At 68.1% G+C, this 13,684-nt stretch carries 9 protein-coding genes; 7 read left to right on the top strand and 2 right to left on the bottom strand.

What is annotated here, in order from left to right:
- From VGV60_12690 to VGV60_12665, 6 genes are all read left to right on the top strand, one after another.
- The coding region (locus VGV60_12690) for a M28 family metallopeptidase (protein ID HEV8702123.1) at window positions 1-2,204 on the top strand (2,204 nt) is incomplete at its 5' end.
- 161 nt (window positions 2,205-2,365) lie between these two features.
- Window positions 2,366-2,965 carry a hypothetical protein gene (locus VGV60_12685; protein HEV8702122.1) on the top strand — a complete coding sequence of 200 codons (600 nt, stop codon included), beginning with the start codon at window positions 2,366-2,368 and terminating at the stop codon, window positions 2,963-2,965.
- Between the two features lie 79 nt (window positions 2,966-3,044).
- Complete coding sequence (locus VGV60_12680) at window positions 3,045-4,103, top strand: DUF1611 domain-containing protein (GenBank protein HEV8702121.1); 1,059 nt, start codon at window positions 3,045-3,047, stop codon at window positions 4,101-4,103.
- 12 nt (window positions 4,104-4,115) lie between these two features.
- Window positions 4,116-5,936: an ABC transporter ATP-binding protein gene (locus VGV60_12675; protein ID HEV8702120.1), complete on the top strand. Its 1,821-nt coding sequence runs from the start codon at window positions 4,116-4,118 to the stop codon at window positions 5,934-5,936.
- Window positions 5,933-8,455: an IPT/TIG domain-containing protein gene (locus tag VGV60_12670; protein ID HEV8702119.1), complete on the top strand. Its 2,523-nt coding sequence runs from the start codon at window positions 5,933-5,935 to the stop codon at window positions 8,453-8,455. The genes VGV60_12675 and VGV60_12670 overlap by 4 nt, the downstream gene beginning before the upstream one ends.
- A gap of 2 nt (window positions 8,456-8,457) precedes the next feature.
- The gene (locus tag VGV60_12665) at window positions 8,458-9,711 is read left to right on the top strand and encodes a hypothetical protein (protein HEV8702118.1); all 1,254 of its coding nucleotides are present in this window, start codon (window positions 8,458-8,460) and stop codon (window positions 9,709-9,711) included.
- Between the two features lie 14 nt (window positions 9,712-9,725).
- Here the strand turns inward: VGV60_12665 and VGV60_12660 are convergent, their stop codons facing one another.
- Both VGV60_12660 and VGV60_12655 read right to left on the bottom strand, forming a co-directional pair.
- Window positions 9,726-11,069, bottom strand: coding sequence for an ABC transporter permease (locus VGV60_12660; protein HEV8702117.1), 1,344 nt, complete (start codon window positions 11,067-11,069; stop codon window positions 9,726-9,728).
- Window positions 11,066-12,115 carry an ATP-binding cassette domain-containing protein gene (locus VGV60_12655; GenBank protein HEV8702116.1) on the bottom strand — a complete coding sequence of 350 codons (1,050 nt, stop codon included), beginning with the start codon at window positions 12,113-12,115 and terminating at the stop codon, window positions 11,066-11,068. The genes VGV60_12660 and VGV60_12655 overlap by 4 nt, the downstream gene beginning before the upstream one ends.
- A gap of 89 nt (window positions 12,116-12,204) precedes the next feature.
- Here VGV60_12655 and VGV60_12650 point away from each other — a divergent pair, with 89 nt between their 5' ends.
- A complete protein-coding gene (locus VGV60_12650) occupies window positions 12,205-13,584 on the top strand; it encodes a lysine 2,3-aminomutase (GenBank protein HEV8702115.1) in 1,380 nt (459 codons plus the stop codon).
- Window positions 13,585-13,684: the final 100 nt, after the last annotated feature.

The following is a 13,684-nucleotide window of genomic DNA, read 5'->3' as shown; positions in this document are numbered from 1 at the left end:
CCGATCCGCCGCGCCCGCGGCTCGGCTTCATCGCCTCGAGCCGGGACGCCGAACGGCAGGCCGAGATCGACATGCTCGCCGCGCCCCGGCCCGATCGCGCGCGCGCCTGGCTGCGCGCGCTCACCGAGGAGCCGCACGTGGCCGGAACGCCGCAGGGGAAGAAGGTCGCCGAGTACGTCCGCGATCGCCTGCTGGAGTTCGGTCTGAAGGCGGAGCTGGTCCCGTACGACATCTGGCTCAACCTGCCGGTCTCGGTCAGCCTGAAGCTGCTCAAGCCGGAGGCGGTCCCCCTGTCGCTGCGTGAGGAAGGTATCTTGAGGGACAAGGACTCCTGGAGCGACGACGCCTTCCCGGGGTTCCATGGTTACGGCGCCTCCGGGAAGGCGGCCGGACAGGTGGTCTACGTCAACTACGGCACGCACGAGGATTTCGAGCGCCTCGAGTCGCTGGGGCTTTCGGTCGAGGGGCGGATCGCCCTGGTCCGCTACGGCAAGGTGTTCCGCGGTCTCAAGGTGAAGGAGGCGCAGCTGCGCGGGGCGAAGGCGGTCATCATCTACAGCGACCCGCAGGACGACGGCTACATGCTGGGAGACATCTATCCGGATGGGCCGATGCGACCGCCGTCCTCCCTGCAGAGGGGATCGGTGCAATTCCTCTCGTCGGGTCCGGGCGACCCGTCGACGCCGGGATACGCCTCGACGAAGGCGGCGAAGCGCGTCCCGCGCGAGCAGATGACCGGGATCCCGAAGATCCCGTCGCTCCCCCTGTCCTACGGCGAGGCCGCAAAGATCCTGAAGGCGCTCGCCGGCGATCGCGTCCCGGACGACTGGCAGGGGGGCCTGCCGTTCGCCTACCACCTCGGCCCCGGGCCGGCCGAGGTCGAGATGGACGTGCAGATGGATTACGCCGTCCGCCCGATCTACAACGTCATCGCCACGATCCCCGGATCGGCGGAGGCGGAGCGCCTGGTGATCCTGGGGAACCACCGGGACGCCTGGACCTACGGCGCGGTCGATCCGAACTCCGGCACCGCCTCGCTCCTGGAGACGGCGCGCGGGCTGGCCGCGGCGCTCGCCTCCGGCTGGAAGCCGCGGCGCACCATTCTGCTGGCCTCCTGGGACGGAGAGGAGTACGGGCTCCTGGGATCGACCGAGTGGGTCGAGGACCGGGTGCCGGCGCTGCAGCAGAACGCCGTCGCCTACGTCAACCTCGACGCGGCGGTCACCGGCGGCGACCTCGAGGTCAGCGGCATTCCCTCGCTGCGCGACCTGATCGTCGAGGCGGCCGGGGACGTCGCCGAGCCGCGCCACGGCGGGAGCGTTCTCGAAGCCTGGCGATCGCGCAAAGAGCGGGAGTGGGCCAGGAGCGAGCCGGCCTTCCCCGGCCAGGAGGCGCGCTTCGAGCTGCACCTCGAGCCCCTGGGATCAGGGTCGGACTACACGGCCTTCACCCACCATGCCGGCATCGCCAGCGTCGACTTCAGCTTCGGGGGGCCCTACGGCGTCTACCATTCCATCTACGACAACCTGTTCTGGATGGAGCATTTCGGCGACCCGGAGTTCCTGTACCACACGGCCGCGGCGCGCCTGTATGGGCTCCTGGCGATGCGTCTGGCGGCGGCCGAGATCGTCCCCCTGCGATACGGCCCTTACGGCCGCGCCCTGGCGCGCGAGCTCGAGCTTCTGCGCCGCGAGGCGGTGCGCGATCGTCGCGTCTGGGCGGCCGCGCACGGCGAGCCGCGCGCCGTCGAGCCGGGGTCGCAGGCGTCGGTCGAAGCGCGCAAGAAGCCGGCCGTCGTCCCCGACCTGACCCCGATCGTCCGGGCGATCGACCGCCTGACCGCGGCTGCCGGCGAGCTCGACGCCGCCCTCGACCGCATTCAGGAAGGCGCGGCGGCCGCCTCCGACGCCGCCGGGTTGGCCCGCCTCAACGACGCTCTGGTGCAGGTCGAGCGGGCCTTCCTCGACCAGAAAGGCCTGCCGGGCCGCTCCTGGTTCCACCACCCGCTCTACGCCCCGGGCCTGACCACCGGCTATGCCTCGTGGCCGTTCCCGGGTGTCGTCCAGGCGCTCAAGGATCGGGACGCCGGCGCCGTCGAGGCCCAGATCCGGAACGTGGCCGAAAGGATCGACGCCGGCACGCAGAAGATCGTTGCGGCGCGCGGAATCGCGGACCAGATCGCGGCCAACAAGGCGACCAGATGACCCAACCGGCGAGCCACCGTACGGACAGCGCCTGAACCTGGCGCCGTCTATGTACTTTCGCCCCGATCCGTTTCATTTATTGGGTTGACTCCCCGCCAGACTGGGGGTACCTTTTTCCGCATCCACTCAGGGGTATCGCCGTGCATTTGTTCCGGCGAACGATGAGCTATGCTCTCCTCGGCATCTTCCTGATGCCGTCGCCACGCATCCTCGATCCCGAGCGGACCCACAGGCGGCACGCCACCTGCGAGCACCACCTCAGGAGCCATCATTCCGATCCGGCCGAGCGGAGGAAGATCCTGCGCCGCGCCGCGCGCCGGCAGCGCCGGGTTGAAAGGGAGCGCGCGGAGCGGGCCCGCCTCGAGCAGTTTCGCGTCGAGCGGGCGCGGGCGCTGGCCGCGGCGCTCGATCGGAAGCAAGCCGACGATGATGCGGCATCGAACGCGGAGCTCCTCGACGAGTCCAATCTGAATACCGTCCAGGCCGCTGCCGATCCACAGGACGACGATTCCCGTATGAAGAAAGGGCGCCGGCGCGGGAAGCTCAAACCCCTGTTCTGGACCTTGCAGGAGCCCCCCAGGATTCGTCTGTCGGGTGATTTTCTGGCGATGCTCCGGCTGTACATCGATCCGGAGGGCGCCCGCATTTCGAACGCGGCCGATGCCCTTCCCCACTTCGGATCCGGCCCCTGCCATTCGTTCCCTCGCCCTCGCGAAGGGACGATCATGGCCCACCTGCCGCTGATGGCCGTCCAGGTCTGACGGCTCCATTCATTCATACGGCCTACTTCATTACGTCCGGCCGGCGCATTCCGCCCGGCCAGCGGGACTCGAGGACACCATGGATTACTTTGGAAACATCAGAATCAAATGGACCTATTCCACGCACCAGGTGGATCGCTCGAAGGTCAAGGGGCTCGTGCCGATGAGCACGGACCCGGATCCGGGGCGCCTGGTCCTGGCGCGCGTGACGATGATCGGCAGACACAAGGAGGTCGAGGGGACGGACGGTCGCAAACAGACGCTCTTCCCGCACGACGTCATTTGCGGGGTCCTGGCTTACCGTTACGCCACCGACCAGTTCGAAGGCCAACCGATCGCCTCCGGGGCGACCGGACACCTGCTGGCCATCGGCGGCGCGTGTGGGCTCGTCGTGAGCAAGAACGAGAAGATGATCGAGCCGACCTGCCTCGAGTGGATCGGCACTCTCGCCGACGGCGAGGGCAAGGCGTTGAATCTGAGGCGCTTCGCCCTCAGACCCCGCCCCACGGCTGGCGCTCCGAGGCCGCGGACGGTCCTGGTGGTCGGTGCCTCCATGAACGCCGGGAAGACCACGACCGCCGCCCAGGTCATCCGCAGCCTGAGCGGCCAGGGGCTTCGGGTGGCGGCCGCCAAGATCACGGGGACCGCCTGCCGAAAGGACGTCGGCATCATGGAAGACGCCGGGGCAGTGCGGGTCCTCGATTTCACCCATGGCGGTCACCCCTCCACCGCGCAGCTGCCGGCAGCCGACCTTCTGTTGCTTGCCTCGGACCTGCGCGAGGCCCTGCTTGAGGAGCGGCCGGATTTCATCGTCTACGAGATCGCCGACGGGATCTTCCAGCGCGAGACGCGGTTTCTTCTCGAGCACAAGGCATTCCGGGGGACGGTTGATGTCGTCCTCTACGCCGCCCCCGAGAGCCCTTCCTGCGAGAGCGGGGTGCGCTCGCTGCGTCGATGGGGATACACCGTCGGCGCTGTGACCGGTCCTGTGGCGAACAGCCGCCTGGGGATGGAGGAGGCCCGCGAAGCCTCCGGAGTTCCGTGCCTCAGCGGCGAGATGATCCTCGGCGGCGCACTGAACGGCGCCCTTCTGCCCACGCCCGTGGTCTCATCGCCCGGCACCGCCCGGACGGCCTGAGGTGGACGAGCCATGATCGACGCCGCCGGCGGCACGTCCCCGCAGGAGAAGGATTGGGGCGCCTGGGCCGAGATCCGGCGCCTCCTGCCCTACGCCCGGCCCCACCGCGTCCTGTTCGGCGCGACGCTCCTGGTCTGCGTGAGCCTGTCGGTCATCGACGTCCCAATTCCCTTCTTCCTGAAGAAGGTGATCGATGCCGTCCTGCGGCACCACGAGTCCTTGCGTATCTTCGGGCTCGACCTTCCGCCGCGCCGGTTCCTTCTGGTGATCTTCTTGAGCCTGGCCACGCTCGCGGCCATCAAGGGCCTCCTGACCTACCTGCAGCGCACGGCGAGCGAGAAGATGGGCCAGAGGATGATCTACGATCTCCGGCTCGACCTTTACCGCCACCTCCAGTCGCTCTCCATGCCGTTCTTCCGGAACGCCTCGACCGGCCGGATCATGCTGCGCTTCATGGGAGACATCAACGCCGTCCTCGACATGATCACCGACGGGTTCCTGCGCGCCCTGATGGACACGATCACCATCCTCGTGGTGGCCGGCGTCATCCTGGAGCTGAACTGGAAGCTGGCTCTCGTGGTGATGTCGGTCCTGCCGTTTTACGCCTTCACGTTCCTGAAGCTCAGCCCGGCCCTGCGACGCACCGGCCGGAAGGCGCGCCACGAGCGGTCGGCCCTCAGCGGCACGCTGCAGGAGAAGATCGCCGGCCGCCTCGTCGTCAAGGCGTACCATCAGGAGGCGGCCGAGGAGGCGCTGGTCGAGTCGCAGACGGCGAGCCTGCGCGACTGGCTCATCGAAAAAGCGCGCGTCGGCGGCAAGCTGACCGCCCTCGCCAACGTCGCCATAGCTCTGGGCGGCGCCCTGGTCCTGTGGATCGGCGGCAACCACGTCCTGAAGGGCGAGATGACCAAGGGCGGTCTGATGGCGTTCTACGCCCTCGCCGCCATGCTGTTCCCGCCGCTGCGTCGGCTGGCGCGCACCAACGAGACCTACCAGGCGGCCCGCGTGTCGCTCGATCGCATCCTCGACTTCCTGGACCAGACGACGCCGCTCCAGGAAAAGGACGGCACCCTGGAGCTCAAGGTGACACGCGGCGACGTCGTCTTCGAAGACGTGCGCTTTTCCTACGTCCCGGGTGTGCCGGTCCTGCGCGGCATCAGCGTCGAGATCCCAGGCGGGCAGGTGGTGGCGGTCGTCGGGCCGAACGGCGCCGGCAAGACGACGCTTCTGAGTCTCCTGCCGCGGTTCATCGACCCGGACGGTGGGCGGGTGCTCATCGACGGCCGAAGCCTGCGTGACGTCACCCTCCTGTCGCTGCGACGGCAGATTGGCATCGTCACGCAGGAGCCGTTCCTGTTCTCGGGGACGGTCGAAGACAACATCCGCTACGGCCGGCCCGGTGCAACCGAGGAGGAGGTGTGGCAGGCGGCGAGGGTGGCGAACGCCTTCGACTTCATCTCCTCGCTTCCGGAAGGGTTCCGCACCGAGGTCGGCGAGCGCGGCCAGCGCCTGAGCGGCGGCCAGATCCAGCGCATCGCCCTGGCCCGCGCCGTGATCAACAACCCGCCGATTCTCATCCTGGACGAGGCAACCTCGGCCGTGGACGCCGAGTCCGAGCGGCTGATCCGCGAGGCGCTCTTGCGTCTGATGCAGGGGCGCACGGTCCTGGTCATCGCGCACCGCATCTCCACGGTGCAGCGCGCCGACCGGATTCTGGTCATGGACGGAGGCCTCCTCGTCGAGGAGGGGCGGCACGACTCGCTGTACCTCAAGAACGGGCCGTACACGCGAATCTGCAGGGAGCAGTTGCTGATGGAAAGGACGACGTCATGACCGCTGCCCTCCTGCGTCGGCGCATCCACCTCCTGGCCGTATCCTCCGGCCTCTGGCTGGCCCTGTCGTCTTCAGTCTCGGCAGCCCTGACGACCCTGACCGGCAAGGTCACGGACCTGGGCGGCGCCGGGATCTTCAACGTGACGATCAACTTCGTGGACGCGTGCACCGGTGCGATCGCCCCGGCCACCGGGAACGTGACCTCCTCGACGGGCGATTTCCGGGCGACGGTGAACGCCGGCGTGTACGACCTCGAGTTCAGCCCGCCCGCCGGCAGCCTGTACCAGGCGTGGCGCATCCGCAATTTCGACCTGACGGTCGGGAGGACGCTGGCGCCGGTGAGTCTCGGGTTTGGAGTCATCGTATCGGGGCGCGTCAACGACTCCGCCGGCGCCGGCATCCCGAACGTCTTCGTGCGCTTCTTCCCCCCCGGGTCGAGCGACCGGACTTTCGCGGTTCGCGACCGGACCGACCTGTCCGGGAACTTCAGCATCGTCGTGCCCGCAGGGACGTACGACATCAAGTACGGCCCGCCGCCCGGCACGCGCTATCTCGGCCTGGTGCGCCCCTCCCTGCCGATCCCGGGTAACGCCACGCTGGCTACGGTCGTTCTCGCCACCGGCCTGCTCCTGAGCGGGCTACTGACTGATTCCGCCCCCCAGCCCCATCCGGTCGTCAATGCAAACGTCGACGCCACCAATACGGCGACGGGAGAAAAACTCTTCCTGTCGCACGACCGCACCGACGCCACCGGAGCGTTCACACTGGCGATCCCGCCGGGGGCTTATGTGTTCGGGTTCAAGCCGGAGAAGTGCAATCTGCTGGTGGGCCGTGAATCGGCCGCGACGACGATCTCCGCCGACACCACTCTGCCGGCCGTCGCGCTTCTGCCGGGGGTCCTGGTCAAGGGGACCGTGACGGACACACGTGCCGTCCCGCTCTTCGACGTCAACACGAATTTCATCGTCGCGAGCACCGGACTTCCGGTGTTCACGTTCGACGACCACACCGACGCCAGTGGCAACTACAGCGCGGTCATCCCGGGCCAAGGCACCTACAACATCGACTACGCCCCGAACCGAGGCGTCCGGCTCGCCGGATTCAAAATGACGGGCGTGTCGGTCAACAACAACAGCGCGCAGGTCCTGCCCACCGTGCAGCTCCAGGACGCCGTGCTGGTGACCGGCCGCACCGTCACCTACACCAACACTCCGCTGGCGGACATCGACCTCGATTTTTTCAGCCACGGTACCACGACGAAGCTTTACACCCCCAACGACCACACCGACACAGCCGGCACGTTCGTCGTCGCCGTCCCGCCCGGAACGTACGATATCCGGTTGGAGCCTCCCTCGACCACGTCGTTCGCCGCGAAGCGGCTGCGGAGCGTGACTGTACCCGCGGACGTGGGCCTCGGCGACGTCACCATCGTCCAGGGAGTTGCGGTGACCGGAAACGCCACCTACATCGATCCGGGGTTCGGGACTCCTCCGGTAGACAACCTCGACATGGACTTCTTCAACGCCTATACGGGGGAGAAGGCGGAGACGCTGCACGACAACACGGACTGCGCCGGGAACTACAGTGTGCTCGTCCCGCCGGGGATTTACAACGTCGTTTTCGTGCCGCCCTCGTGCAACTCCGGATCGTCCTGTGCCCTGCCCGCGCCGTGCAGCCTGGAGACGACGAGGATTCCGAGCGTCGTGATCACCTCCGCCCGCAGCGGCTTGAGTGCCGTCCTTGGCAGCGCCAGCTTGGTCTCCGGGAGCGTGCAGAGCTCCCTCGGTCAGCCGGTCGCTGGCGTCGACGTTGATGTCTACGTTTCCGGGACCAACGTGCAGCAGATCGTGTCAAGAGACAACACCGATTCCCAGGGCCTCTTCGGCGTGTTCGTGCCGCCGGGAACCTACGACATCGACTTCAGGCCGCCCGCGACGGCCGGGCTCGCGCCACTGCTCCTCAACAGAGTCGACGCCAGGACCGATATCGATCTCGGCACGCTGAACCTCGGCCTGGCGCTCACGCCCTCGGTGACTTCGATCCAACCCTCGACCGGGCCCGGCTCCGGAGGAACGGCCGTCACGGTATCGGGCGCGAACTTCCAGTACGGGCTGTCCGTCACGCTCGGTGGCTTCGAGCTTCCTGGCGTCCAGATCCTGGGCCCCGCCGAGTTCACCGCCACGACGCCGGCCTTTCCCCTCGGTCCCCAGAGCGCCGCCGTCGATCTGGCCGTCACGAACTTGGGGGCTCCGACGGCATCGCTTCCAGGGGCCTTCACCTTCACTCCTCCGATCGCCTCCGGCATCACCCTGATGCTGACACAGAGTTCCCCGAACATCACCCTGACCTGGCCGGCGAGCGGTCAGGCGTTCTACACGATCTTCAGAAGCACATCCCCCAGGCTGTTCGGGCAGGCGCAGGTCCTGACGGTCGTCCCGGCCACAGGCGCCGCGTCCGAAACCCTGACCGACTATGGGGCGGACGTCGACGGCGCCGTCTACTTCTACCGTGTGGAGTGAGGATGCCTTGCCGGAAGGACTTCGGCCCCAGCCAGAAGATTCTCGTGCTCGTCCTCCTGGCCGCCGTCGCGCCCGTGAGCGTGCCATCCACCGCGGAGCCGAGGCCGGAGGCGCCAGCACCGCATGCGCCCGGGACAGTCACCGCCCCGGCTGAGCCGAAGCCACCCGCTCGCAGGGAATGGCGCCTGCGCCTGGGGCTCGACCAGCGCTACGACGACAACATCCTCCAGCTATCGGATCGCGATCTGGACCGCCTCGACAGCCCCTCCGCGAACGACGTCGCCGCGAACCGCTTCTCCATCGAGTCGGCGGACGACTTCATCACGGTGCCCCGCGTGTCCCCGGGCTTCAAGGCCGACTGGTGGCACGGGCGGCCGACGTCGTTCGACCTGGACGTCTGGTCCTACACGTACCTAGACGCCTCGATCAAGGACTACCGGTCCTACCGCTTCTCGGCAGCTCAAACCCTGCGCGGCGGCAAGGCGCTCGCGACGCGCGCTGGCCTGACTTACGGCCTGCTGCCCCGTTACTACCTGCGCAACCTGATCAGCGACCGGTACCTGGAGGAGCTGGGGTTTCTTCCTTCGCCCCTGCCGCGGCGGGAGGTCACCTTCCGCAAGAGCTACGCGCAGATCGACATGGAGCAGGACCTCGTACGGGACCTCCTGACGCTTCGCGGGTCATGGGGAAGCGAGCGGCGCGACTACAACCGTTGGTTCGACGAGCGTGACAGCCGGATGCCCTACTTCGAAGCGGGTCTCGCCCTGACGCCGCGACGCGACGGGCGTCTGCGATTCAGGGCCTCATATCGACGGGAGGACCTGCACGCCGAGGGCGACCTCTCGGACACGCCATCGTTCATCGAGAGCGACATCTCCAGCCGGCGCCACATCGTCGAAGCCGACCTGCGCCTGCGCTGGGGGGTGAAGGGAAGAAGGCAATCCCTTGCGATCGACCATGAGTACGAGCGGCGCGACTACAGCACGACCAACTCCTTCGACGCCTTTCATTTCGGCCGCGAGGACACGCGGCACTATACGACACTGTCGTTTCGCGCCGATCTGAAGAAGAGGTGGTTTCTCGCCGCTCAGGCGGAGCACGACACCAACCGCTCGCGCTTCCCCGCCGCCACGGGAGGGACCTCGGACCCGAACGACGTCACCGACTACACCGAGAACCTCGCACAGTTCGGCTTCGGTTATGAGTTCGGCGCCGCCCCGACCCGCGCCGGCCGGGCGGGGGCGCCCACCGACTGAAGCGGCATGCGCACTCAGGCCCGGCGGAGCTGGCGGGCGATCTCGGACAGGGTCGGGCGCTTCCCGTACATGAGCAGCCCCAGGCGGAAGAGGGCGGCCGCGGCGCGGATCGCCAGGTAGACGCCGGCCGCGAGGCAGCCGAGAGCGACGAGGGCGTCCCAGGCGCGGACCTTGCCGGTGCCGAGCCGGATCATCATGGTGATCGGCCCGGTGAGCGGGAACCAGGAGAGGGCGCGGGCCAGCCAGGTGTTCGGCTCGTCCAGGATCAGCATCCAGGTCATGGCGGGCGGCAGCACCAGGCACAGCGTCCAGATGGCCGAGTACTGCTGGGTCTCGCGCGCGTTCGTTCCCAGGGCGCCGGTCCCCGTCATGAGGCTTCCCATCATCAGAAATCCGCCGACGAAGAACAGGAAGCAGAACAGGAACAGCTTCCAGTCCAGGATCGCCATGGCGGCCGCCGCCAGCAGGCTCGTGGCGAAGCTGGCGACCGAAACCCAGACGAAGAGCTGCAGGAGCCCGGCGGCGCCCAGGCCCAGGAGCTTGCCGAACAGGAGCTCCCGGGGCGGGACCGACGACAGGATGATCTCGATGACGCGGTTCTCCTTCTCCTCCACGACCCCCTGCAGCAGGTAGCTGGCGCTGGTCATGAGCGACATGACCAGGAGGAGGGCGAACACCCCGGGGACCGCCATGCGCGCCACGCGCGCCTCGTCCTGCAGCGGCTCGACGCCGCCGTCCGGCTTCACGAGGAACGAGGTGGACGCGTCGTCGTCGATCGGCCGGTCGAGCCGGGCGCGGAACGCGTCGGGAAGCCGGCCGGCCGACAGCGATCGCCTGAGGACGCGCGCGAACACGCGCTCGATCTTCGCCTTCCCCAGACCGAAGATCTGGGCGTCCGCCTGGTAGGTCTCGATCGCCCCGGTCCCCAGATAGTCCGCCGGCAGCAGGTAGACGCGCTGGAGGGTTCCGTCCTGCAGGCGGCGGAGCGCCTCCTCCTTCGTCGCGACGGGCTGGAAATCGACCGGCGAGTCGAGCTCCTCCAGGAGGGCGGCGACGCCGCGCCCCTGGGCGCTCGCCGGGCCGAGGCGATCGGCGATGACCCGGGCCGCCTTGTCGGCGCCGGACTCCTCCGTGCCGACAGCCCGCGCCTCGTCGAGGCGGAGCAGTCCCGCGAGATCGACCACGCCGACCGGTTTCTGCGCGTGGCCGGACTGGCTCATGAAGTAGGTCGGCAGGAAACCGACCAGCGCCACGTAGGAGCCGAGGAAGAACGGCATCCCCAGGGTGACGATGAGATACGAGCGGCGCCTGACGGTCGACAGGAACTCGCGGGCGATGACGACCCGGACCTTGCTCACGCTCCCCCTCCGGCCGCGGCCGGCACGACGACCGGCGGCGGAGCGGGATCCGCGGCGCGGGCCCTGACCGTGCTCACGAAGATCTCCTCGACCGACATGCGGGCCACCTCGAAGTGATCGATCGGGATCCGCCTCTCCTCGATGATCGCCATCAGGTCGCGCGGCCGGGCCCCGGCCCGAAGCCGGACCTTGCGCAGCCCTCCCTGCCGCTCGACCCCCGCCACCGGCGGCAGGCCGCTGAGGTCGGCGTCCGTCCCGACCAGGACCGCGGAGCCGCCGTGGCTCCGCCGGATCTCCTCCAGGTCGCCGTACAGCACGAGGCGGCCGCGGTCGATCATCGCCACGCGATCGCACAGCTCTTCGACCATCGGCATCTGGTGGGTGGACAGGATCACCAGGGCGCCGGCGTCCCGGCGCTCGCGCAGGATGTCCTTCACCAGCACGGTGTTCAGGGGATCGAGCCCGGAGAACGGCTCGTCCATCACCAGGATCTGCGGCTCGTGCAGGAGCGTTCCCGTGATCTGCACCTTCTGCTGCATCCCCTTCGACAGGGTGTCGGCGCGCCGCCCGGCCGCGTCTTGAAGGCCGACGCGATCGAGCCACCGCATCGCCCGCTCGCGCGCCACGCGTCGGGCGAGCCCCTTCAGCATCCCGAAGTAGATCAGGATGTCGACCACCCTCTCCTTGCGGTACAGGCCGCGCTCCTCCGGGAGGTAGCCGATGCGCTCGCGCTCCTGAGGCCCGAGAGGCCGGCCCTCGAACAGGATCTCCCCGGAATCGGGGGCCATGATGTCGATGAGCATGCGGAGCAGGGTCGTCTTGCCGGCCCCGTTGGGCCCGAGCAGGCCGAAGACCTCGCCCGGGCGCACCTCGAACGTGACGTCGTCGACCGCGACCGTCGTGGCGTAGGCCTTGCGCAGGCGGGAGAATTGCAGCAGGGGAACCGGAAGGCCCTCCAGGGGACACGTCGAGTGCCGCCGGCGTCCGGCAGGCGGGTCATTATACAGGCGATGAATTGAATCACTCGTCGACGTCCCGGCCCGCACTTCCGCCTTGCGCGCCCCCCCGGTTCCTGCGACAATAGACGGGCCCAGGGAAACGGCGTTGCACTATTCGGAACGGCAGGATCGCGCCCATGACTGACTCCAGAACGCAGGCGACCCCGACGGCGAGGCACGTTCTCGCCACCGATCAACCGTTCCCCTACCCTCTCAAGCGCGAGTTCGTCGAGCCCGACTGGCGGCGGATACCGGGGTTCAAGGACGCCACGCGGGCGGACTGGGAGAGCGCCCTCTGGCAGCGCAAAAGGACCATCAAGAATCTCAAAGAGTTGAAGGAGGCCCTGGGCCACTGGCTTCCGGATTCGCTGGCGGCGGGCATCGAGCGCGACCAGAGGGACCGCGCCACCATGTCGCTCCTTCTTCCGCCGCAGATGATCAATACCATGGGCCTGGACGACCTGTGGAACGATCCGATCCGGCGCTACATGCTGCCGGCCTTCGACGACCGCGACACCGAGTGGCCCAGCCATCCGAAGGCGCAGCGCGACAGCCTGCACGAGGCCGACATGTGGGCGGTGGAAGGCCTGACGCACCGCTACCCCACCAAGGTCCTGGCGGAGCTCCTGTCCACCTGCCCGCAGTACTGCGGCCACTGCACGCGCATGGACCTGGTGGGCAACGACGTTCCTCAAGTCGAGAAGCACCGGTTCGAGATCCCGCAGAAATCGCGCTACGAGCAGATCCTGGGCTACCTCCGCAGGACACCGCAGGTGCGCGACGTGGTGGTCTCGGGGGGGGACGTAGCGAACCTGCCGATCGGGGCCCTGGAGCAGTTCGTGTCACAGCTCATGGACATCCCGAACATCCGTGACATCCGCCTGGCGACCAAGGGACTGATGGGACTGCCGCAACACTTCCTGCAGGACGACGTCCTGAAGGGCCTCGAGAGGCTGGCGAAGAAGGCCCGCGAGCGCGACGTCGACATCGCCGTGCACACGCACGTGAACCACGCGCAGTCGCTCACTCCCCTGGTCGCGAAGGCGGTGCGCCTCATCCTGGACATGGGCTTCCGCGACGTGCGCAACCAGGGGGTGCTGCTGCGTGGCGTGAACAACAGCACCGAGGCGCTCCTGGAGCTGTGCTTCACCCTCCTCGATCACGCCCGCATCATGCCGTACTACTTCTACATGTGCGACATGATCCCGAACGCCGAGCACTGGCGCCTCGCGGTGCACGAGGCCCAGAACCTGCAGCACGACCTCATGGGCTACCTCCCCGGCTTCGCCACCCCGCGCGTGGTCTGCGACGTGCCGTTCGTCGGCAAGCGCTGGATCAACCAGGTCAAGGAGTACGACCGCGACAAGGGGATCTCCTACTGGACCAAGAACTACCGCACCGGCATCGAGCACGACGACCCCGAGGCGCTCACCAGGCGCTACGAGTACTACGACCCCATCTACACCCTGCCGGAGTCCGGCCAGGCCCACTGGCGGGCCTGGCGCGCCCGCGCCTGAGCGTGTGGTAGACTTCCGCCCCTGCACGCGCCGTGTGTCGGGGATGTGCGCCCATAGCTCAGCTGGATAGAGCGTCGGACTACGAATCCGAAGGTCGCAA

The sequence above is a fragment of the Candidatus Polarisedimenticolia bacterium genome, assembly GCA_036001465.1.
In the GTDB taxonomy this organism is placed as follows: Bacteria; Acidobacteriota; Polarisedimenticolia; order Gp22-AA2; family Gp22-AA2; genus Gp22-AA3.
Note: the sequence above shows the minus strand (reverse complement) of the source record. Positions and strands in the feature narration are given on the sequence as shown.